The sequence below is a fragment of the Devosia sp. BK genome, from assembly GCF_032907385.1.
Classification (GTDB): domain Bacteria; phylum Pseudomonadota; class Alphaproteobacteria; order Rhizobiales; family Devosiaceae; genus Devosia.
The window spans coordinates 369,183-389,024 of sequence record NZ_JAIMBX010000002.1 but is presented as its reverse complement, the minus strand read 5'-3'; the positions used below and the strand labels follow the sequence as shown (position 1 = coordinate 389,024).

At 61.1% G+C, this 19,842-nt stretch carries 22 protein-coding genes; 12 read left to right on the top strand and 10 right to left on the bottom strand.

What is annotated here, in order from left to right; translation table 11 throughout:
• Positions 1-2 precede the first annotated feature (2 nt).
• The 3 genes from hemW to rph form a co-directional block, all read right to left on the bottom strand.
• Entirely contained in the window at positions 3-1,157 is a 1,155-nt protein-coding gene (gene hemW, locus DevBK_RS13860) for a radical SAM family heme chaperone HemW (RefSeq protein WP_317185877.1), read from the bottom strand.
• A 168-nt stretch (positions 1,158-1,325) separates the two neighbouring features.
• Positions 1,326-1,970, bottom strand: coding sequence for a non-canonical purine NTP pyrophosphatase (locus DevBK_RS13855; protein ID WP_317185876.1), 645 nt, complete (start codon positions 1,968-1,970; stop codon positions 1,326-1,328).
• Between the two features lie 202 nt (positions 1,971-2,172).
• Complete coding sequence (gene rph, locus DevBK_RS13850) at positions 2,173-2,889, bottom strand: ribonuclease PH (protein ID WP_317185875.1); 717 nt, start codon at positions 2,887-2,889, stop codon at positions 2,173-2,175.
• Between the two features lie 138 nt (positions 2,890-3,027).
• On the opposite strand from rph, the gene hrcA reads away from it, so the two are divergent.
• A complete protein-coding gene (gene hrcA, locus DevBK_RS13845) occupies positions 3,028-4,104 on the top strand; it encodes a heat-inducible transcriptional repressor HrcA (protein ID WP_061908517.1) in 1,077 nt (358 codons plus the stop codon).
• Positions 4,105-4,185: 81 nt separating this feature from the next.
• Positions 4,186-4,773 (top strand): nucleotide exchange factor GrpE, encoded by a 588-nt coding sequence (gene grpE, locus DevBK_RS13840; RefSeq protein ID WP_061908516.1) that lies wholly within the window; start codon positions 4,186-4,188, stop codon positions 4,771-4,773.
• Positions 4,774-4,975: 202 nt separating this feature from the next.
• Here grpE and pncA read toward each other — a convergent pair whose 3' ends face one another.
• Both pncA and pabB read right to left on the bottom strand, forming a co-directional pair.
• Positions 4,976-5,611, bottom strand: coding sequence for a bifunctional nicotinamidase/pyrazinamidase (gene pncA, locus DevBK_RS13835; RefSeq protein WP_317185874.1), 636 nt, complete (start codon positions 5,609-5,611; stop codon positions 4,976-4,978).
• On the bottom strand, positions 5,608-7,362 hold the full coding sequence (gene pabB / locus DevBK_RS13830; RefSeq protein ID WP_317185873.1) for an aminodeoxychorismate synthase component I: 1,755 nt from the start codon (positions 7,360-7,362) through the stop codon (positions 5,608-5,610). Before pabB ends, pncA begins: the two co-directional genes overlap by 4 nt.
• Positions 7,363-7,525: 163 nt before the next feature.
• Between pabB and DevBK_RS13825 the strand changes: the two genes are divergently transcribed.
• The 3 genes from DevBK_RS13825 (at position 7,526) to dnaJ (ending at position 11,541) form a co-directional block, all read left to right on the top strand.
• The gene (locus tag DevBK_RS13825) at positions 7,526-7,855 is read left to right on the top strand and encodes a hypothetical protein (protein WP_317185872.1); all 330 of its coding nucleotides are present in this window, start codon (positions 7,526-7,528) and stop codon (positions 7,853-7,855) included.
• A gap of 237 nt (positions 7,856-8,092) precedes the next feature.
• Positions 8,093-9,997, top strand: a complete 1,905-nt coding sequence (gene dnaK / locus DevBK_RS13820) for a molecular chaperone DnaK (RefSeq protein ID WP_061908512.1) — start codon at positions 8,093-8,095, stop codon at positions 9,995-9,997.
• 404 nt (positions 9,998-10,401) lie between these two features.
• Positions 10,402-11,541 carry a molecular chaperone DnaJ gene (dnaJ, locus tag DevBK_RS13815; protein ID WP_061908511.1) on the top strand — a complete coding sequence of 380 codons (1,140 nt, stop codon included), beginning with the start codon at positions 10,402-10,404 and terminating at the stop codon, positions 11,539-11,541.
• Positions 11,542-11,590: 49 nt separating this feature from the next.
• Here dnaJ and DevBK_RS13810 read toward each other — a convergent pair whose 3' ends face one another.
• Positions 11,591-12,001: a lactoylglutathione lyase gene (locus DevBK_RS13810; RefSeq protein WP_317185871.1), complete on the bottom strand. Its 411-nt coding sequence runs from the start codon at positions 11,999-12,001 to the stop codon at positions 11,591-11,593.
• 103 nt (positions 12,002-12,104) lie between these two features.
• Here DevBK_RS13810 and DevBK_RS13805 point away from each other — a divergent pair, with 103 nt between their 5' ends.
• Together DevBK_RS13805 and DevBK_RS13800 are read left to right on the top strand one after the other, a co-directional pair.
• Positions 12,105-12,647 carry an NADPH-dependent FMN reductase gene (locus tag DevBK_RS13805; RefSeq protein ID WP_162243241.1) on the top strand — a complete coding sequence of 181 codons (543 nt, stop codon included), beginning with the start codon at positions 12,105-12,107 and terminating at the stop codon, positions 12,645-12,647.
• Complete coding sequence (locus DevBK_RS13800) at positions 12,644-13,249, top strand: histidine phosphatase family protein (protein ID WP_061908508.1); 606 nt, start codon at positions 12,644-12,646, stop codon at positions 13,247-13,249. The genes DevBK_RS13805 and DevBK_RS13800 overlap by 4 nt, the downstream gene beginning before the upstream one ends.
• On the opposite strand, the gene DevBK_RS13795 is transcribed toward DevBK_RS13800, so the two are convergent.
• Complete coding sequence (locus DevBK_RS13795; protein ID WP_061908507.1) at positions 13,246-13,671, bottom strand: MarR family winged helix-turn-helix transcriptional regulator; 426 nt, start codon at positions 13,669-13,671, stop codon at positions 13,246-13,248. The genes DevBK_RS13800 and DevBK_RS13795 overlap by 4 nt on opposite strands.
• A gap of 156 nt (positions 13,672-13,827) precedes the next feature.
• Between DevBK_RS13795 and pyrF the strand changes: the two genes are divergently transcribed.
• Both pyrF and DevBK_RS13785 read left to right on the top strand, forming a co-directional pair.
• A complete protein-coding gene (gene pyrF / locus DevBK_RS13790; RefSeq protein WP_317185870.1) occupies positions 13,828-14,529 on the top strand; it encodes an orotidine-5'-phosphate decarboxylase in 702 nt (233 codons plus the stop codon).
• Positions 14,526-15,293 carry a TIM barrel protein gene (locus DevBK_RS13785; protein ID WP_317185869.1) on the top strand — a complete coding sequence of 256 codons (768 nt, stop codon included), beginning with the start codon at positions 14,526-14,528 and terminating at the stop codon, positions 15,291-15,293. Before pyrF ends, DevBK_RS13785 begins: the two co-directional genes overlap by 4 nt.
• 223 nt (positions 15,294-15,516) lie before the next feature.
• On the opposite strand, the gene DevBK_RS13780 is transcribed toward DevBK_RS13785, so the two are convergent.
• Positions 15,517-16,521, bottom strand: a complete 1,005-nt coding sequence (locus DevBK_RS13780; RefSeq protein ID WP_317185868.1) for an adenosine kinase — start codon at positions 16,519-16,521, stop codon at positions 15,517-15,519.
• 82 nt (positions 16,522-16,603) lie between these two features.
• On the bottom strand, positions 16,604-17,164 hold the full coding sequence (locus DevBK_RS13775) for a TetR/AcrR family transcriptional regulator (protein WP_317185867.1): 561 nt from the start codon (positions 17,162-17,164) through the stop codon (positions 16,604-16,606).
• A 57-nt stretch (positions 17,165-17,221) separates the two neighbouring features.
• Here DevBK_RS13775 and DevBK_RS13770 point away from each other — a divergent pair, with 57 nt between their 5' ends.
• Positions 17,222-17,674, top strand: coding sequence for a DUF2214 family protein (locus tag DevBK_RS13770; protein WP_317185866.1), 453 nt, complete (start codon positions 17,222-17,224; stop codon positions 17,672-17,674).
• On the opposite strand, the gene nth is transcribed toward DevBK_RS13770, so the two are convergent.
• Complete coding sequence (nth, locus tag DevBK_RS13765; protein WP_061908501.1) at positions 17,671-18,342, bottom strand: endonuclease III; 672 nt, start codon at positions 18,340-18,342, stop codon at positions 17,671-17,673. The two genes, DevBK_RS13770 and nth, sit on opposite strands and share 4 nt — an antisense overlap.
• Positions 18,343-18,387: 45 nt before the next feature.
• Here nth and DevBK_RS13760 point away from each other — a divergent pair, with 45 nt between their 5' ends.
• The gene (locus DevBK_RS13760) at positions 18,388-18,873 is read left to right on the top strand and encodes a DUF2244 domain-containing protein (RefSeq protein WP_317185864.1); all 486 of its coding nucleotides are present in this window, start codon (positions 18,388-18,390) and stop codon (positions 18,871-18,873) included.
• A 76-nt stretch (positions 18,874-18,949) separates the two neighbouring features.
• Positions 18,950-19,819, top strand: coding sequence for a bifunctional helix-turn-helix domain-containing protein/methylated-DNA--[protein]-cysteine S-methyltransferase (locus tag DevBK_RS13755; RefSeq protein ID WP_317185863.1), 870 nt, complete (start codon positions 18,950-18,952; stop codon positions 19,817-19,819).
• Positions 19,820-19,842: the final 23 nt, after the last annotated feature.

The window sequence follows — 19,842 nt, the reverse complement described above, 5'->3', positions numbered from 1 at the left end:
TCTTACGCCGCCAAATCCGCGACCACGGCATCGAGCACCGGAAAACCCTTTTCGGTGACGCGGATATTGCCGTTGGGGAGGGTTTCCACAAACCCATAACCTTTTAGCGCTTCGATCTGTTTTTCGGCGATGGTACGGCCCGAGATCGACATGAAGCGGGTGGGGGAGATGCCTTCCTTGAGACGGAGGCCCATGACGAGGTATTCGTCGCCCTGTTCTTCCCAGGTGAGGACATCGTCGGTGGTCATGCCGTGGCCGAACTCGTTGACGAGTTTGAGCCAGTCGAAGGGCATTTTCTCGGCGGCGGTGGCGTGGCGCTGGTGGTTGAGCAGCAGGCGGCCATGCGCGCCAGGGCCGATGCCGGCATATTCGCCATAACGCCAATAGAGCATGTTGTGGCGCGATTCCTGGCCGGGTACGGCGTGATTGGAAATTTCGTAGGCCGGCATGCCAGCGGCAGCCGTCAATTCCTGAGTCAGCTCATAAAAGTCGGCGCCGAGATCTTCGCTGGGCATCTGCAGCTTGCCGGCATTGAAGAGATCGAAGTAGCGCGTGCCCTGCTCGATGGTGAGCTGGTAAAGGCTCAAGTGGCCCTTGGCGAGCCAGATGGCCTCCTTGAGCTCATCTTCCCAATCTTCAAGCGTCTGCTTGGGGCGGGCATAGATGAGGTCAAAGCTTGAGCGATCAAAGACTGACTGGGCGATGCGCACGGCAGCCACCGCTTCTTCAACGGTGTGGCGGCGGCCGAGTTCGGCCAGCGGACCGGGGCGCAGCGACTGGACGCCGAGCGAGACGCGATTGATGCCGGCTGTTCTAAACCCGCGAAACCGGTCGACCTCGACTGAGGTCGGGTTGGCTTCGAGGGTGATCTCGGCATTGCTATCGACCTGCCAATGGGCGGCGATGGTGTCGAGAATGCTGCCCACGGCCTTTGGCGACATCAGCGAGGGCGTGCCACCGCCGAAGAAAATCGACTGGACCAGACGGCCGGGGGAAAGGCTCGCCATATGGGCGATCTCTTTCTTGTAGCCTTCGACATAGGCGTCTTCATCGAACGGCCCGCGATGGACGTGCGAATTGAAATCGCAATAGGGGCATTTTGAGGCGCAGAAAGGCCAATGGACGTAGACGCCGAACAGGTCGTTGGGATTGCTCATGCTGATCGACTCGCGTGCTGTGGGCTCGCCAAAAACTCTGCGCTTCCCTCGGGCCTGACCCGAGGGTCTATCGAGGCAAGGGTTGCACCCAGAGGGATGCGGTGAATGGCCCTCGGGTCAAGCCCGAGGGAAGCCCGGAGGGTGGGGAAAGATTGGGCGGGAGAGCGGTTAGCTCTGCTCAATCTGGTTCTCCACGAATTGGGCGAAGGCGCGGGCGCGGTGACTAAGGCCTTTTTCGCCCGGGGCCCAGGAGTGTTTGGCTTCGGCCGCCATTTCGCCGAAGGTGATATCAAAACCTTCAGGCTGGAACATGGGATCGTAGCCATGGCCGATAGTGCCGCGGGGCGGCCAGACTAGAGTGCCCTCGCAGCGGCCGACAAAGATCATGTCGCGGCCATCGGGATGGGCGAGGCAGAGCGTGGCGTTGAAGGACGCGGTGCGCTTTTCAGGCGTCGTCGCGCCTTTTGCCTGCAATTCGGTTTCGACGCGTTGCATGGCGAAATTGAAATCGCGGGGCACGCCGGCCCAATCGGCGGTGTAAACGCCGGGCTGGCCGTCGAGCGCATCGACGCAAAGGCCGCTATCGTCGGAAAGGGCGAGCATATTGGCGCCCTTGGCCGAATCATGAGCCTTGGTGCGGGCGTTTTCGGCAAAGGTGGTGCCGGTTTCTTCGGGCTCAGGCAGACCGAGTTCACCGGCGGAAATCAGTTCGAGACCGAAGGGCGCAAAAAGCTCCTGGAATTCTTTCAGCTTGCCGGCATTGTGCGTGGCAAGCACGAGACGATCGCCGCGGCGGAGTTTTGGAATGGTCATTTGGACTCCAGGGCGCGTTGAATGTCGTTCCAGATGGCGCAGTTTCCGGCCTCGAAAGCCCCCTCACCGACCCGGCTTTGCCGGGCCACCTCTCCCCGAGAGGGAGAGGAATAAGAGGCGGATGCCGATCTGTTCTTCTCCCCCTCGGGGAGAAGGTGGCCCGAAGGGCCGGATGAGGGGGACTTTCTAAAGAGCGAAAAAATCATGCGGAAAGCGCCGCCTTCTGCAGTTCGGAGAGTTCAGAAATGCCCTTGCCGGCAAGGGTCGTGAGCGCGTCGAGTTCGGCGCGGTCGAAGGGGGCACCTTCGGCGGTGCCCTGGATTTCGACGAATTTGCCCGAGCCAGTCATGACGAAATTGGCGTCGGTTTCGGCTTCGACGTCTTCGAGATAATCGAGATCGAGAAGCGGGGTGCCGCGATAGATGCCGCAGGACACGGCGGCGACGGAATCTTTCAGAACCACGCCTTTGGTGAGCTTGCGCTCTTCGAGCCATTTAATGGCATCGGCCAAGGCGATATAGGCGCCGGTGATCGAGGCGGTGCGGGTGCCGCCATCGGCTTCGAGCACATCGCAATCAAGCGTGATCTGGGATTCGCCCAAGGCGGTTAGATCGACGACGGCGCGGAGCGAGCGGCCGATGAGGCGCTGAATTTCCTGCGTGCGGCCGGTTTGCTTACCGGCGGTGGCTTCGCGACGCGTGCGTGTGCCGGTGGCGCGGGGCAGCATGCCGTATTCGGCGGTGACCCAGCCCTGGCCCTTGCCGCGCAGCCAGCCGGGGAGGCTCGTTTCGACGGAAGCCGTGACCAGAACCTTAGTATTGCCGAAGGCAACGAGGCACGAACCTTCAGCCTTGAGGGATACGTTACGCTCGATAGTGACAGCCCGCATCTGATCGGGGGCGCGTCCGGATGGCCGCATGGATAGGCATCTCTTCTGCTGTTTACCGCCTCTTAACCCTCCTTAAGGCCCGGAACAAGCACCGGACGCTTGGCGGTTGGCTCCTATGCGCTTAAATGAAGGGCAAGGTTAAAGCGACGATTTGAACTAAAAGAGCCCATGGTCCGCCCGTCCGACGATTTTCTCAATGTTTTGAACGATCGGAGCCAGGACATTTTCCGCCGGTTGGTGGAGCGTTATCTCGATACCGGCTTGCCGGTCGGGTCGCGCGATCTCTCGCGCTTGCTGCAAACGGAGCTCTCTCCCGCCTCGGTGCGCAATGTGATGGCGGATCTCGAAGACCTTGGCCTGATCGCAGCGCCGCATACTTCGGCAGGGCGGCAGCCGACGCAGCAGGGCTTGCGATTCTTCGTCGATTCCATGCTTGAAGTCGGCGCTGTCAACGAGAGCGAAAAACGCAGCATCGCCCAGCATATCGAGGGACCAGCAGGGCGGCGGCAGGTCGATGATCTGCTCACCGAAGCCAGTTCACTGCTGTCGGGGCTGAGCCAGGGCGCGGGCCTCGTGATCGCTACCAAGGCCGATATGGTGCTGCGGCATGTGGAATTCGTGCGGCTCGATAATTCACGGGCCATGGCGGTGCTGGTCGGCGACGACGGGCAGGTGGAAAACCGTATCCTTGACCTGCCGCCGGGATTTACGGCATCGGCGCTACAGCAGGCGAGCAATTATTTAGCCAACTATGTTGTCGGACGGACGCTGGCGGAGGCGCGCAAGGCGCTCGACGAGCGGCGGAGCGAGCAGCGCGCCGAGCTCGATGAGCTGACACAAAAGCTCGTCGATGATGGGATTGCGACGCTGGTGCAGGATTCTCCCGCCTCGGCGCCGCGGGTGATCGTGCGCGGGCGTGCCAACTTGCTCAATGATGCCATGGCGAGCGATGAACTCGAACGCATGCGGCGGCTGTTCGATGAGCTCGAAAGTAAGGATGGCTTGCTGGAGCTTTTGGGCGACGCGGAAAAGGCGCAGGGGGTCCGCATTTTCATCGGGTCGGAAAACAAGCTGTTTTCGCTCTCGGGGTCTTCGGTGATTCTTTCGCCCTATAAGGATGCCAATGATAAGGTTGTTGGTGTTTTGGGGGTGATTGGGCCGACGCGGCTCAACTATGCGCGGATCGTGCCGGTGGTGGATTATACGGCGAATGTGCTCACCAGGCTGATGGCGCGGAAGCGGTAGAGAAGCGTTGCGCTATTGAAAAAGCCGTCGCATTGGCCGATATGCGGGGCAGAAAATTCTAAACAGGTCCACGGAGATATTATGAGCGACGAGAACGCCGCCCAGGGCGACACGCCGGAGACCGAAATTCCGGCAACCGAAACCCCAGAGGTCGATCCCGTCGAGGCTCTGCTGGCGGAAAATGCCGAATTGAAGGATCGCGTGCTGCGCTCTGCGGCCGAGATGGAAAATCTGCGCAAGCGCACCGAGCGCGATGTGGCTGACACCCGCTCCTACGCGATTGCCGGCTTTGCCCGCGACATGCTGAGCGCGACCGACGCGCTGAGCCGCGCGCTGCTGGTGATCCCGCAGGAAACGCGCGAGACGGCGGAAGGCACATTGAAGAGCCTCATTGAAGGGCTGGAGCTGGCCGAGCGCGAGATGCAGCGGCTGCTCGGAAAGCATGGCGTCAAGGCAATCGAGGCCGCGGGCCAGAAGTTCGATCCGAACAAGCATCAGGCCATGTTCGAAGTGCCGAATCCGAGCGTGCCTGAGGGGACGGTCGTGCAGGTGGTGCAGGAAGGCTTTGCCATCGGCGAGCGCGTACTGCGTCCGGCCATGGTGGGCGTCGCCAAGGGCGGCGGGGCTACTGGGGCCGCAGCGCCTGAGGGTGTCGATAAGAACGTTTAGTTTTCGGGTTTTTGGGCTCGGTGGTGACACCGGGCCCTTTTTGCTTTGTGGGGAGATCCCCCTCATCCGGCGCGTTGCGCCACCTTCTCCCCGAGAGGGAGAAGAATGGGCCGGTGCCTGCTAAGGCGAGGTGCCTCTTATTCCTCTCCCCCTCGGGGAGAGGTGGCTCGGCAAAGCCGAGTCGGTGAGGGGGATGCTGAGGCTAGCCCAAAATTTCTCTGCTCATGATGCGGTCGACGCCGGCCTCTTTCAAATCCTCCCAAGCCTTTTCCAGCGAACCATTGGAATCGATGGCCCGCGTTGCATCCTCTATGACGGTCACATCAAAACCACCCGCTGCCCCATCGAGGGCGGTCCAAGCAACGCAGAAATCGGTGGCGAGGCCGACGACGAAGAGGCGGCCGACATCGCGTTCGTTGAGATAGCCGGCAAGACCCGTGAGGGTTTCGCGGTCGGCTTCCTGGAAGCCGGAATAGGAATCGATGGCGCGATTGTAGCCCTTGCGGATGATCAGCTGGGCATGGGGGATATCGAGATCGCTTGAGAGTTCGGCGCCGTGGGTGACCCAGACGCAATGATCGGGCCAGAGGACTTGCGTACCATAGTCGAGATCGACGGTGTCGAAGGGCGCCTTGCCGTTGTGTTGGCTGGCAAAGGAAATGTGATCGGCCGGGTGCCAATCCTGAGTGAAGACGACGTTCTGGAATTTTTTGGCGAGCGCATTGATCAGGGGCACGATTTCGTCGCCGCCGGTTACGGCGAGGTTGCCGCCGGGGAGGAAGTCATATTGCACATCGACGACGACGAGGACGTCTTCGGGGGTGATGGTGATCGTCATGACGGCTCCGGTTCAAAAAGTTCGGCGGGGATCAGGCCGCGCACGGAATTGCCGAGGAAGATTGCATCGGCAGACTGCAAATCGGCAAGGGTCAGAATGGCTTCGTCGGCGCGTGCGGTGTCGATCAGTTCGGCGCGGAGGGTGCCGGGGAGGAGGCCGGAGGAGAGGGCGGGGGTGAGGAGCTTTTCGCCGCGCTGGATGAAGAGATTGGTGATCGAGCCTTCGGTGAGTTCGCGGCGTTCGTTGAGGAAGACGACTTCGTCGACGCCGTGTTCGTCATGGGCCTTGATCCGCGGCTGGTCGTAAAAGGCGCGGTTGGTGGTCTTGTGGGCGAGCCAGACAGAGCGCGAATCGAGGGGTTCGGCCGCAATGAGAAAGCGGAATTTTTCGGGGTTTGGCGGCAGAGGAACCGCCGTTATCTCGATGCCCGTTTCCGAAAGGGTGAGGCGGACGCGCATCGGGGCGGACCAGGTTTGGCTTTCGGCCAGGAGGCGCGTGGTTGCTTCGGCGCCATCTGCGGGGAGGCCAAAGTAGGCGGCAGAGGCGAGGAGGCGGGCAAGGTGGCGGCCGAGGAGAACGAAGCCTTCCTCGCGCGACCATTTGAGGGTTTCGATCAGGGTAACCGGCGGAGTGGGATCGCTAAGGAAGCGCAACTTTAAAAGAGCCTCGTTGTATTCGGATTGCGCTTCGCTGTCCGCGACGATGCCGCCGCCGATGCCGATGGTGCCATTGCCTTTGGCGTCGATGATGGCCGTGCGGATGGCGACGTTGAAGGCGAAGGTGCCGTTCGGGGCCATGTAGCCGATAGAGCCAGTGTAGAGGCGGCGGGGGCTGCTCTCGACTTCGTGGATGATTTCCATGGCACGCAATTTTGGGGCGCCGGTGATCGAGCCGCAGGGGAAGAGGTTTTTTATGATTTCCAGCATGGTGACGTCGCGGCGCCGCTTGGCGGTGATGCCCGAGGTCATGGTGTGGAGGGTGGAATAGGTTTCGACCGTGAAGAGGTCCGTCACATCCACCGAGCCGATTTCCGATATGCGGCCGAGATCGTTGCGGAGGAGGTCGACGATCATCAGGTTTTCGGCGCGGTTCTTCTCATCCTTGGCGAGGGCGGCACGGTCCGCCGCGTCCTGAGAAGCCAGCGGCGCGCGGGACATGGTGCCCTTCATCGGGCGGGCAGAAAGCGTTTCTCCGGTGCCAGAGACGAAAAGTTCGGGCGAGCGGGAGAGGACGTGATGATCACCTGCATGGATATAGGCGCCATAGGCGGTTTTTTGGGATTGGGCGAGGCGTCGGTAGAAGCCGAAGGGAGAGCCCCTTAGCGTAAAATCGGCTTTGAAGGTGAGGTTGACCTGATAGGTGTCGCCCGCTGCGATGTAGCTTTTTACGCGGTCGAAGGCGGATGCGTAGTCGGCGAAGGATGTGTGCGGCGCGAGATTTTCAGCGGAGCCGTCCTCTGTGTTTGGAAGGCCAGTAAAATCTTGGGGGCTGTCGTATAGGCCAAACCAGAGAAGCGGGGTTTCGGTGCGCTCCGTCAGATGTTTTGCGAGGCGCTCTTCGAACAAGAACCCCAGCTCGTAGGCAAAGTAGCCCGCGGCCCACAGGCCTTCGGTAAGGGCCTTTTCCAGGCGTGCAAGCGCAGCATGCGCCGTGGCCGCGTCATAGGCGACGAGCACCTCTTTGGGATCGGCAAAGAGAAAACTTTGGCCTTGGAGATCGAGATTGTCGTGCAAGAGCACGGTGCCGGGCATGAACATGGGCCGGGTTTTATATGGCGGCGGGGCAGCGCGGAAGAAGATTCACCCTAGCGCCAATCGCCACTAATCCCGCAGCAATCCCCCTTGGCGGTTAAATTCGAAAGTGGCAGATAATGCGCGTCCGGGCGCGACGTGCGCCTGGTGTGAGGGCTTTTTCATGAAAACCGCAATTCTGGGCGCTGCCGTTGCCCTGACGCTCGCTGGCGCCTTGCCGGCTGCCGCGCAAAACGTCGAATTCACGCTGATCAACAACTCGTCGCAGTCGATCCACTTCTTCTACGCCTCGCCGGCAAACGAAGACCAGTGGGGCGAGGACCTGCTCGGTGACACCGGCACGCTTGAATCCGGCATGCAGGCAACGACCTATATCTATGACGGGTCGGACCAGTGCGTTTACGACTTTCGCTTCGAAAGCGCCGAAGGCGGCGAACTGGAAGCCCGCGGTGTCGATATCTGCAGCCTTGGCAGCTACACCATCACCGACTGATTTTTTCGGTCCCGCTTCAGCGCTGCCCCCAATGATTCGGGGCGGCGCCTTTTATCCACGGCAAGCCCATTTCTGCGCCTTGCCATGCTTGAAGCCCCAAGCGCACCCCCCTATATACGCCCCGAGGCCCTGAAAATGGGCCAAATCAACCTACGAGGGACCCCGCCCTGTTGGGGCAGAAGCTGCTTCGCGAGAAGGGCTTCACCGAAGGGTTCGCTGTAAAGAGAGGCTAGAGTTATGGCAAAAGTCATTGGTATCGACCTCGGTACAACCAATAGCTGCGTCGCCGTCATGGACGGCAGCAATCCCAAAGTGATCGAAAATGCCGAAGGCGCCCGGACGACCCCGTCCATGGTTGCTTTCTCCAAGGATGGCGAGCGCCTCGTTGGCCAGCCGGCCAAGCGCCAGGCTGTGACCAATCCCGAAGGCACGCTTTTCGCCGTCAAGCGCCTGATCGGCCGCCGTTACGACGATAAGGTCGTCGCCAAGGACAAGGGCCTCGTTCCCTTCAAGATCGTGCCCGCCGACAATGGCGACGCATGGGTCGAAGCTTCGGGCGACAAATTCTCGCCGAGCCAGGTCTCGGCCATGATCTTGCAGAAGATGAAGGAAACCGCCGAAGCCTATCTCGGCGAGACCGTCACGCAGGCCGTCATCACCGTTCCTGCCTATTTCAACGATTCCCAGCGCCAGGCCACCAAGGATGCAGGCAAGATTGCCGGCCTTGAAGTGCTGCGCATCATCAACGAGCCGACGGCAGCTGCGCTTGCCTATGGCCTCGACAAGAAGAACTCGGGCACCATCGCGGTCTATGACCTCGGCGGCGGTACCTTCGACGTTTCCATCCTCGAAATCGGCGATGGCGTCTTCGAAGTGAAGTCGACCAATGGCGACACCTTCCTCGGTGGCGAAGACTTTGACATGCGTCTCGTCGATTATCTCGCCGACGAGTTCAAGAAAGAGCAGGGCATCGACCTGCGCAACGACAAGCTCGCTCTGCAGCGCCTCAAGGAAGCTGCCGAAAAGGCCAAGATCGAACTGTCGTCTTCGACCCAGACCGAAATCAACCTGCCCTTCATCACGGCAGATGCTTCGGGTCCAAAGCACCTCACGCTGAAGCTGTCGCGCTCCAAGCTTGAATCGCTGGTCGACGACCTGATCCAGCGCACCATTGAGCCGTGCAAACAGGCAATGAAGGATGCCGGCATTTCCGCGAGCCAGATCGACGAAGTCGTTCTCGTGGGCGGTATGAGCCGCATGCCCAAGGTGCAAGAAGCTGTGAAGCAGCTTTTCGGCAAGGAACCGCACAAGGGTGTTAACCCGGACGAAGTCGTGGCGCTTGGTGCTGCGATTCAGGGCGGCGTGTTGCAGGGCGACGTCAAGGACGTGCTGCTGCTCGACGTGACCCCGCTTAGCCTCGGCATCGAAACACTCGGTGGCGTCTTTACGCGCCTCATCGATCGCAACACCACGATCCCGACCAAGAAGAGCCAGACCTTCTCGACCGCTGAAGACAATCAGTCGGCCGTGACCATCCGGGTCTTCCAGGGCGAACGCGAAATGGCCGCAGACAACAAGCTCCTTGGCAATTTCGACCTCGCCGGCATTCCGCCCGCACCGCGTGGCGTGCCGCAGATCGAAGTGACTTTCGACATTGACGCCAACGGCCTCGTCAACGTTTCGGCGAAGGACAAGGGCACCGGCAAGGAACAGCAGATCCGCATCCAGGCGTCTGGTGGTCTTTCGGACGCCGACATCGAAAAGATGGTCAAGGACGCCGAAGCCAATGCTGATGCCGACAAGCGCAAGCGCGAAGCGGTGGAAGCCAAGAACCAGGCCGAATCGCTTGTTCACTCGACCGAAAAGTCGCTCAAGGACTATGGCGACAAGGTTTCGGCTGAGGATAAGTCGGCTATCGAAACCGCGATCACCGACCTTCGTGGCGTGCTCGATGGCGACAATGCCGAGCTGATCAAGGAAAAGACCTCTGCCCTCGCCGAAGCCTCGATGAAGCTTGGCGAAGCCATGTACAAGGCATCGCAGGCTGAAGCTGAAGCCAAGGCGAACGGCACCCGTGACGAAGAAGACGATGATGTCGTCGACGCGGACTTCGAAGAGGTGAAGGACGACGACAAGAAGTAAACGCTAGGCGTTTTCGATTTGGGGCTCGGTGGAAACACCGGGCCCTTTTGTTTTTGGGATAGCCCCCTCATCCGGCGCTACGCGCCACCTTCTCCCCGAGAGGGAGAAGAATTGGCCGGTGTCCTTGATGCCATCCTCTCCCTCTCGGGGAGAGGGTGGATCGACCGAAAGTCGAGACGGGTGAGGGGGCGCTGGTGCGGCCCGAAGTTTCACGTGAATCCTTCCCAACCCGTCAGTGCCGTTGCCCCGTCACCTCACTCTTGCTAAAGCACTTTTGACACGGCTCCAGACCTTGCCGACCCCAGACCCCTTGCGGGTTGTGGGGTCGATTGCCATCTAGGGACCAACAGAAGAATCCAAGCGGGGCGCGGCAAGAGCGCGACCGGCTGTTTCGGAGAAGATTTTTGGCAAAACGCGATTTTTACGAAGTGCTCGGCTGCCAGAAGGGCAGTGACGAAGCCACCCTGAAAAGCGCCTATCGCAAACTCGCTATGCAGTTTCACCCGGATCGTAATCCGGGAAATGCCGAAGCCGAGAACAAGTTCAAGGAAATCAACGAAGCCTATGACACGCTCAAAGACGCGCAAAAACGCGCGGCCTATGACCGGTTTGGCCACGCGGCCTTCGAACAGGGCGGCGGACGCGGTGGCCATGGCTTTGGGCCGGAATTTTCCTCGTCCATGTCGGATATCTTTGAAGACATCTTTGGGGATTTCATGGGCGGCGGCGGTGGCCGTCGTGGCGGGGGCGGCGGCGCGTCAAAGCTGCGCGGCTCGGATCTGCGTTACAATCTTGAAATCGCGTTAGAGGAAAGCTTTGAGGGCCGCACGGTCGAAATCGACGTGCCGACGCTCGTTGGTTGCGACACCTGCGACGGTTCGGGCGCCAAGCCCGGTACGGGTACCCATACGTGCCGTCAGTGTAACGGCCACGGTAAGGTGCGCGCGGCGCAGGGGTTCTTTACGATCGAACGCACCTGCCCGGTTTGCCAGGGCCGCGGCCAGATGATGGACCAGCCTTGCACCGATTGCGGTGGCCAGGGCCGCCGTCAGGAGCATCGCAAACTTTCCGTCGATATTCCAAAGGGGATCGAAGACGGCACGCGCATTCGTCTTGCCAATGAGGGCGAGGCCGGGGTGCGCGGCGGACCGCCGGGCGATCTTTATATTTTCATCTCGATCAAGCCGCATGACCTGTTCCAGCGCGATGGCGCGGACCTTTATGCACGCGTGCCGATTTCGATGACCACCGCGGCCCTGGGTGGCGAATTCGAGGTGCCGACGCTCGATAATGCGCGCGCCAAGGTGAAGGTGCCGACCGGCACGCAGCCGGGGCAGCGGGTACGCCTCAAGGGCAAGGGCATGCCGGTGTTGCGAAGCAAGGATGTCGGCGATCTCTATGTTCAGCTCGATATCGAGACGCCGCAGAACCTTTCAAAGAAGCAGCGCGAACTGCTCGAGGAATTCGCAGCGCTCGAGACCGGGGAGACCAGCCCGGAATCGGGTGGGTTCTTCGATAAGCTGAAGAAAATGTTTGAGGCCTAAAATGAAAATCCCCGCGAGAGCGGGGATTTTTGTTTGAAGGGTTAGAACCTTACGCCGCCGGCGGTTCGCCGCTCATGTCCATCCAGACATATTCCCACACGTGGCCATCGATATCGGCAATGGCGCGGGAATACATGAAGCCCATGTCCTGGGCGGGGCGGAATTCGCTGCCGCCGGCCTTGAGGCCGGCTTCGGCGATGGCGTCCACCGCTTCGCGGCTTTCGCGCGAGAGGGCATAAAGCGCGCCGGTCTCAGTCTTGGCATCGGGGATGGGATTGGACGAGAATTGCTTGAACTTCTCGTGGGTCAGCACCATCACGTAGATCGAATCCGAGATGACGATGCAGGCGGCGGCGGCGTCGGTGAACTGCGGGTTGTGATCAAAGCCCAAGGCTTTGTAATAGGCCATCGAGGCCTTGAGATCGGCGACGGGGACGTTGACGAAGATCATGGACGGCATGCGGGGTCTCCTCTTGACGTAGGTTAGCGCGGCAGGAATTCTGCCATTGCCCTGATGACGATTGAAGCTTTCCGGCTTCGACATGGTCCCCAAAGGAATTTTGATGAAGACCGCGCTGACCCTTTCCGGATCGATCCGCCAAGGCTCTTACAATCGAGTGCTGCAAAAGCATATGGGCCGGGCCCTGACGCAGGCCGGCGTGGCGGTGACCGAGATCGACCTTTCCGATTTTCCCATGCCGATCTTTAACGAAGATCTCGAAGCGGAAAATGTGCCGGAGGCGGCGGTGCGGCTTGCCGAGATGTGGCGCAGCCATGACATCGTCTTCATCGCAAGCCCCGAATATAATGGTGGGGCTTCGCCGCTGATCGTCAACACAATCACCTGGCTCAGCCGGCAAAAGCCGAGCCCATTTCGGAATGCCGTCTTCGGCATCGGCGGGGTAAGCTCGGGCAAATATGGGACGATCTGGGGGCTGAGCCATCTCCGCGAATCGCTGACCAAGGTCGGGACGCTCGTCGTGCCGACGCTGCTCGGGATCGGGCCGGCAGAGGGTGCGTTCGACGAGAATGGCGACCCGACGGAAAAGCCGATTATCCGCAAGGTCGAGCAGATGGTGACAGAGCTCACGAGCTTTTCGCGATGAAGGCGCTTTATCTCACCCATCCGCAGGTCAAACTCGACGCTGCCGTGCCGGTGCCCCTTTGGGGGCTTTCGGCGGAGGGTCGAGACAGAGCTGAAGCCTTTGCTGCCCGCCGGATCGTCCCGGCGGGCACTTTTGTTTTTTCGAGCCGGGAAACCAAGGCGTTGGAGCTGGCCGAGATCGTTGCGGCACAGGCGGGAACGCCGGTGCTGGCCGATCACTTGATGGGCGAGAACGACAGGAGCTCGACCGGCTTTCTGCCGCCGGCTCTGTTCGAGGAAATGGCGGACCGGTTCTTTGGCGAACCGGAAACGAGTGCGGATGGTTGGGAGCGGGCGGTCGATGCGCAGCAACGGATCGTCAGCACGGTGCTGATGGCTCTCAAAAGCGTGCCGCCGGACACGCCGGTGATTTTTTGCGGGCACGGGGCCGTGGGCACTTTGCTGAAATGCCATTTGGGCAAGCGGGCGATTGCGCGCAGCGAAGACCAGAGCCGGCACGCCAATCGCGGCGGCGGCAATGCATTTCTGTTCGATGCCGAGAGCCAGGAATTGCTCAGCGAATGGTTGGAGATGGAGGCGCTGCCGGACGCGTGGTGGTGCTAAACTTTTAGCGCGAAGAGATCGAGGGCGTCGTTGAGTGCTTCGGTGAGGCGATCGAGGCGGGCAGGGTCTGTTTCGAGCTGACGGAGGCGATTGGGACCGGCGAGCGGGACGGCACCGACGAGATCGAGCCCCTTTTGCGTGATGGCAACGAGACGAGCGCGGCGATCGCGCGGGTCTGTGCGGACGATGCAGAGATCGAGACGGCGCAGTTCATCGATCGATTGGCCAAGGGTGGCTGCGTGCATGTTGAGCCCCTTGCGGAGGGCGGCGAGGGCCATGTGCGGCCGCTCGGCGAGCGTGTGAAGCACGGCGAGTTGCAGGCCGGTGATCCCGTGGCGCTGTTTCAGTTCGAGATGAAAGGCGGCGATGGCGGAATCGAGCCGCATCCAGGCGACGAGGGTGGAGAGGGCCTGTTGCTGCATGCTTTTTGTAACCGAAGAAGAGGAATCGCGGCTCTTATGATGGCATAGGAGTCGCGCCACAAGCTCTTATGGTGGCATAGGATTGGCAATTCTGCCTTGCGGCATCTTGCTCGATATGCGACCCCAACCCAAATCAGCGACAGAAGGGATTTTGCCATGGCCGGCCATTTGATCGTGGGGCTCGACGTTTCGTCACGCGCTCGCGCCGAGGAGATCATCACCGCGCTGGGCGATACGGTCGAGTATTACAAGATCGGCTATCAGTGCTTTTATGGAGCCGATGGCTTTGCGCTGGGCAAGGATCTGATCGCGGCGGGCAAGAAGGTGTTTTTTGACCTCAAGCTCCTCGACATCGACAATACGATCGAGAAGGGCGTCGGGGCGATCGCGGAAACCGGCGCGGCGATGCTGACGGTACATGCTTATCCCAAGACCATGCGGTCGGCGCAGAAGGCCGCCGCGGGATCGGGCTTGATGGTGCTGGGGGTGACAGTGCTCACCTCGATGGACGATGCCGACGTCAAGGAAGCTGGATACGAGCGCGATGCGGCCGGGCTCGTGGCGCTGCGGGCGCAGCAGGCCAAGGAAGCGGGGATCGGTGGCATCGTGGCGTCGTCGCATGAGGCGGAAATGGTGCGGACCATTCTGGGACCAAAAATGGCGATCGTGACGCCGGGTATTCGGCCCGCTGGCGCAGCGCTTGGAGACCAGAAGCGGGTGATGACACCGGCCGAGGCGCTGGCGGTGGGCGCGACGCACCTGGTTGTGGCGCGGCCGATCGTCGAGGCGCCAGATCCGGTGGCGGCGGCGAAGGCGATTTTGGCCGAGATGGCCGGTGGCGGAACGAGGTTCGCATGACGAAATATTCAGCCTGTATCGAAATGCTGTTCGCGCCGGAGAGTGCGGACCCCGTGGAGCGCGTGCGCCTTGCCAAGGCGGCCGGGTTCGAGGCGGTCGAATTCTGGATGTGGTCCAACAAGGATCTCGACGGGATCGAGAGGGTGCTGGGTGAGACCGGCATTACCCTCGCCGGGATCGTCGCCGAACCTTTTGCGGAGCTGACACGGGCAGGGGACCATGACCGGTTTCTCGCGGGGCTCGAAAAGAGCCGCGACGTGGCGCTGCGGCTTGGGGCGAAGGTGCTGATCTGCCAATCGGGGCCCTTGCTCGAGGGGATCGAGCGGGCACGACAGCATGACGATCTGACGCTGGCCATGGCGCGCTCGGCCGATGTTTTGCAGGGGTCAGGCGTGCGGCTGGGGCTCGAGCCGCTCAATGATCTTGTGGATCATCCGGGCTATTATCTGACTAGCACGGTCGAAGCGCTCGATATCATGGACAAGGTCGATCGGCCTGAGATCGGGATCACCTATGATCTCTATCATTCCATGGTGATGGGCGAAGTGCCGGAAGAGGTGGTTGGGGATCGGGCGAGGCACATTGCGCATGTGCATGTGGCGGATCACCCGGGACGCAACCAGCCGGGGAGTGGCGAGTTGGATTTGAAGCGGCCGCTGGGGTGGTTGGCAGCGCAGGGGTATGATGGGTTTGTGGGGCTGGAGTTTCGGCCGACGGCTGGAACGGGTGAAGCGCTAGCGCAGATGCGCAGTTCGCTCAGCTAGTCCCAGATCTCCCTTCTCCCCCTGTAGGAGAAGGTGCCCTAAAGGGGTCACCAAATTCCGGTTTGCGAATTTCGGTTGGGATGAGGGGTATGCGATCTAGCGGCGGGGTTCGAGCGTGTGGATAGAACCCCTCACCCTGCAATTCTGCTGAACGCAGAATTGCTGTCCCTCTCCCACAAGGGGCGAGGGGAGGCCGGTGGTTGGGGCGAGCTTCGGTGGCTAACTAGCCGACAAGACCATGCTTGCGGCTCAGATCCTGTAGGTCGAGCTGCGGTCTCGCGCCGATGTGGGAAATCACTTCGGAGGCGGCGAGGCAGCCCGTTTTGAGCGCCGACTCCAAGTTCTGGCCCCGTGCCATTGCCAGCAAAAAGCCCGACGCAAAAAGGTCGCCGGCGCCGGTGGCGTCGACTACTTTATCGACGGAGAAGGCGGGGACCGAGACGACTTCGCCATTGTATACCGCCATAGCACCCTCGGCGCCCATGGTGATGGCGGCCAATTCGGCATCTTGCGCGATGGCGCGGACGGCCGTGCCGAGATCATCGGTTTCGTAGAGCGACTTCAGTTCGTGCACATTGGCAAAGACGTAGTCGATGGTTTTGGAGCGTATCAGGTCCAAAAATTCGGCGCGGTAGCGATCGACGCAGAACGGGTCGGAAAGCGTAAAGGCGGCGGCGCGTTCATGCTTGTGGGCATAGTGGGCGGCGAGCACGAAGGCTTTTTTGGCTTCCACCGGGTCCCACAAAAACCCTTCCATATAGGTGATGGCGGCGCCGCCGATTTCGTCGGGGCGGATATCGGCTTCGGTCAGCTGATGGCAGGCGCCGAGATAGGTGTTCATGGTGCGCTCGCCATCTTCGGAGACGAAGATCATGCAGCGGGCGGTGAGGGCGCCATTCTTGAGGCGCGAGGTGTTGTAGTGCACTCCGATGGCGTCGAGATCGGTTTCGAAGACATCGCCAAGCGGATCATCGGCGACCTTGCCGATAAAGGCAGCGCGGCCGCCGAGCGAGGCGACACCAGCGGCGGTATTGGCGGCGGAGCCGCCTGAGATCTGCTGCCGGCCCAGCGGCATTTTGGAATAGAGGTCCTCGGCCCGATCGGCATCGATCAGGTGCATGATCCCCTCTTTCATGCCCTCGCGTTCGATGAAGCCGGGCTCGACCGGTGCGATGATATCGACGATCGCATTGCCGATGGTGAGCACGTCGAAGCGGGTCTGGGTCATGGGGGCCGGACACTTTTGGGAAAAACCGCTCGGGGTTTAACCCATGAGGTCGTCATGGGCAATCTTTGGCGTCGCCAGTGCTTTAGAGACTGCCAATAATCTCGGCGATCAGCGCCTCTCGATCTTCGCCGGCACGCAGCGCGATCTGACTATCGAGGAGCAGAATGGCAAGGCCATGGACCTTGGCCCAGGCGGCGAGCGCCTTGATGCGACCGGTGCCGACATCACCGCCGACAACGTGGCGCAGGGTTTCAAAGGCAGCATCGGCCGCCATTTTTAGACCTGGGCGACCATCCTTCTTGAGCTGTGGCGAGAACATCAGGCGGAAAAGATTGGGGTTTTCGAGCGCGAAAGCGACATAGGTCTGGCCCATGACCGCCATTGGATCAGCGGGGTTACTTGCGGCGACCGCCTCCATGGATGCGGCAAAACGCTGGAAGCCCGTCACAGCGAGCGCTTCGAGAAGGGCAGCGCGCGAATCGAAATGGCGATAGGGGGCGGCAGGAGACACGCCGACGGCACGCGCCAGATCGCGGAGGCCGAGGCCAGCCTCACCCTCTTTCTGTAGAATGATCAGCGCGGCTTCAAGGAGAGCCTGGCGGAGATTGCCATGATGATAGGGGGCATTCACAGATGTTGACATTGTTCACTTTAGAAGAATAGATGTGAGCACCGTTAACACCCGAGCGAGGGCAGAGCAATGGACTGCAACCTGATACTGGCCTGCGCACACCATTTGGCCGTGTTTACGCTGGTCGCTGTTTTCGCAGCGGAGTTCGCGCTGCTACGACCTGGGCTGGGCGGCGAGCGGCTTGGCCAGCTCGCCAAGCTCGATGCCGCCTATGGTGCCCTTGCCATGGTGGTGATCGCCGTCGGTGTTGTCCGCGTCTGGTTCGGCGGGATCGACCCCATGTATTATCTGACCAATCACGCCTTCTGGGGCAAGATGGCTGCGTTTCTCGTCATGGGACTGCTGACAATTCAGCCGACCATCGCCGTCCGCCGTTGGGTCAAGGCGGGCGGCGGCGCTGCAGACTACGTCGTGCCGGCCAATGAGATCAGCACCAGCCGCCGTTTCGTGCATCTGCAGGCGGGCGTCTTGCTGTTAATCCCGCTCTTTGCAGCAGCGATGGCGCGGGGCTATGGCAGCTAGCCGCGCGGCAGCGGCGTCTTCGGCTCGAACAGGCACCATTCGCGGATCGGGCAGCGCCAGCATTCGGGTTTTCGCGCCTTGCAGATATAGCGGCCATGAAGGATCAGCCAATGGTGCGCGTGGAGCATAAACCGCTCCGGCACCTGCTTGGTTAGGGCGAGTTCGACCTCCATCGGAGTTTTTCCCGGGGCAAGACCGGTGCGATTGCCGACGCGGAACAGGTGGGTATCCACCGCAATGGTCGGCTGCTTGAAATAGATGTTCAGCACCACATTAGCCGTCTTGCGGCCGACGCCGGGCAGGGCTTCGAGGGCCTCGCGATTGTCGGGCACTTCGCCGCCATGGAGATCAATCAGCATTTGCGAAAGGGCAAAGACGTTCTTGGCCTTGCCGCGATAGAGGCCGATGGTGCGGATCAATTCGGTGATCTGCTCGACGCCCAGAGCCACCATGGCAGAAGGTGAAGGGGCGAGTTCGAAGAGGCGCTTGGTGGCTTTGTTGACGCCGGCGTCGGTGGCCTGGGCGGACAGGACCACCGCGACGAGAAGGGTGAAGGCGTTGATATAATCCAGCTCGCCCTTTGGCTCGGGCTCGATCTCGTGGAACCGCTCAAAAATGGCTTCAGCGGCAACACGATTAAGTTTTTTCACTTTTCTTGGACTTGGCATTCTCTCGCCCCCGAATCTCTGCCAATATTTCAGGGCGAGTCCATCATGCCAATGCAAACCAGCACCACGACCAGTCCTCTCTTTTCGGCCACCTTGCGGCCGGACAGATCTTTGCGCGCTGCCGGCGGCTGGATCGGGTTGGCGGTCGCCGGGCTTTTGGGGCTGCCGTTTCTCGTCGCGGTCCCGGAATTTATCCTGCCGGGGATCGCTGGCTTTGCGATCGCGGGCGGTGGATTGACGGCCCTCTCCTGGCGCTTGTCGCGGCGGGCAAAGCTGGTCGAGCAGATCACGGTCTGGAGCGATCAGGTCGAGATTTTGACGACGGGTCCGCGGCAGGAGAAAAAACTGCGGCGGCTCGATCCGAAAAAGGTCCGACTGGTGCTCAAGCGCGATGATAATGAGCGGACGCTTGCCATGCATCTGCGCCATGGCAATGATCTCATCGAGCTCGGCGGGTTTCTGGCGATCGGGGACAAATCGAGTTTTGCCCGCGCCTTTGGCCGGGCGCTGCGCAAGGCGCGGCAGAGCTGATCGCGGTAAAAATCGGGTCGAACCGGTGATCGGGGCAGGTTAGAGTTTTCCGGAATTGGAATGAAGGTTCCGGGACATGAACCAGCTCACCGCGCTTGCACCGCAAGACGATTATGACACCATCCGCGCCGCCATCCGCTATCTCAGCGAGAATGGGCCCGATGCCACCGACCTTCCGCGCTTTGCGCGGGCCTTGGGCCTGACCGAGCGGCAGCTAACTGATCTCTTCCGGCGCTGGTGTGGCCTCTCGCCCAAAAGCTTTGCGCAGGCGGTGGCGCTTGATCATGCGAAATCGCTGCTGCGCGACCAGGCGAGTGTACTCGACACGACCTATGAGGTGGGGCTGTCATCGACCTCTCGGCTACACGATCTTTTCGTCACCTATGAAGCGATGCCGCCGGGTGTGTTTCGGGCCGGGGGCGAGGGGATCGACATGATCTGGGGCGTGGCGCCGTCACCCTTCGGGCGCGCGGTGATCACGGCAACGGCTTACGGGATTTCGGGGCTTGGTTTTGCCGATGCGGAGACCAGCATTGAAGACGCCTTCGCCGATCTGGCCAATCGCTGGCCGCGGGCGCGGTTTGCGCGGAACGATGCGCGGATCGCACAGATGGCCGCAGGAATTTTCGAGCCCGGTCGATGGTCACCGGATCAGCCGGTGCGCGTCGTGCTGATTGGGACCGATTTCGAAGTGAAGGTCTGGGAGACGCTGCTCAAAATTCCCTGCGGGCAGGCAGTGACCTATTCCAATGTTGCCAACCATATCGGGCGGCCGACGGCGTCGCGGGCCGTGGGCGCGGCGGTGGGGAAGAATCCGATCAGTTTCGTCGTGCCCTGCCACCGCGTGGTGGGCACGTCAGGCGCGCTGACGGGATATCACTGGGGCGTACCGCGGAAGCGGGCGATCTTAGGCTGGGAAGCGGGGGTGATTTCGGCGGCGCATTGAGCGACCGGGGTTTCACGTGAATC

Excerpts from the sequence above, each read along its gene's own strand:
- rph (WP_317185875.1), bottom strand. The coding sequence starts at position 2,889 with ATGCGGCCATCCGGACGCGCCCCCGATCAGATGCGGGCTGTCACTATC.
- grpE (WP_061908516.1), top strand. The coding sequence starts at position 4,186 with ATGAGCGACGAGAACGCCGCCCAGGGCGACACGCCGGAGACCGAAATT.
- hemW (WP_317185877.1), bottom strand. The coding sequence starts at position 1,157 with ATGAGCAATCCCAACGACCTGTTCGGCGTCTACGTCCATTGGCCTTTC.
- DevBK_RS13810 (WP_317185871.1), bottom strand. The coding sequence starts at position 12,001 with ATGCCGTCCATGATCTTCGTCAACGTCCCCGTCGCCGATCTCAAGGCC.
- pabB (WP_317185873.1), bottom strand. The coding sequence starts at position 7,362 with ATGCCCGGCACCGTGCTCTTGCACGACAATCTCGATCTCCAAGGCCAA.
- pyrF (WP_317185870.1), top strand. The coding sequence starts at position 13,828 with ATGGCCGGCCATTTGATCGTGGGGCTCGACGTTTCGTCACGCGCTCGC.
- hrcA (WP_061908517.1), top strand. The coding sequence starts at position 3,028 with ATGGTCCGCCCGTCCGACGATTTTCTCAATGTTTTGAACGATCGGAGC.
- DevBK_RS13795 (WP_061908507.1), bottom strand. The coding sequence starts at position 13,671 with ATGCAGCAACAGGCCCTCTCCACCCTCGTCGCCTGGATGCGGCTCGAT.
- DevBK_RS13785 (WP_317185869.1), top strand. The coding sequence starts at position 14,526 with ATGACGAAATATTCAGCCTGTATCGAAATGCTGTTCGCGCCGGAGAGT.
- DevBK_RS13800 (WP_061908508.1), top strand. The coding sequence starts at position 12,644 with ATGAAGGCGCTTTATCTCACCCATCCGCAGGTCAAACTCGACGCTGCC.
- nth (WP_061908501.1), bottom strand. The coding sequence starts at position 18,342 with ATGCCAAGTCCAAGAAAAGTGAAAAAACTTAATCGTGTTGCCGCTGAA.
- DevBK_RS13780 (WP_317185868.1), bottom strand. The coding sequence starts at position 16,521 with ATGACCCAGACCCGCTTCGACGTGCTCACCATCGGCAATGCGATCGTC.
- DevBK_RS13760 (WP_317185864.1), top strand. The coding sequence starts at position 18,388 with ATGCCAATGCAAACCAGCACCACGACCAGTCCTCTCTTTTCGGCCACC.
- DevBK_RS13855 (WP_317185876.1), bottom strand. The coding sequence starts at position 1,970 with ATGACCATTCCAAAACTCCGCCGCGGCGATCGTCTCGTGCTTGCCACG.
- DevBK_RS13825 (WP_317185872.1), top strand. The coding sequence starts at position 7,526 with ATGAAAACCGCAATTCTGGGCGCTGCCGTTGCCCTGACGCTCGCTGGC.
- DevBK_RS13755 (WP_317185863.1), top strand. The coding sequence starts at position 18,950 with ATGAACCAGCTCACCGCGCTTGCACCGCAAGACGATTATGACACCATC.
- DevBK_RS13770 (WP_317185866.1), top strand. The coding sequence starts at position 17,222 with ATGGACTGCAACCTGATACTGGCCTGCGCACACCATTTGGCCGTGTTT.
- dnaK (WP_061908512.1), top strand. The coding sequence starts at position 8,093 with ATGGCAAAAGTCATTGGTATCGACCTCGGTACAACCAATAGCTGCGTC.
- DevBK_RS13805 (WP_162243241.1), top strand. The coding sequence starts at position 12,105 with ATGAAGACCGCGCTGACCCTTTCCGGATCGATCCGCCAAGGCTCTTAC.
- pncA (WP_317185874.1), bottom strand. The coding sequence starts at position 5,611 with ATGACGATCACCATCACCCCCGAAGACGTCCTCGTCGTCGTCGATGTG.
- DevBK_RS13775 (WP_317185867.1), bottom strand. The coding sequence starts at position 17,164 with ATGTCAACATCTGTGAATGCCCCCTATCATCATGGCAATCTCCGCCAG.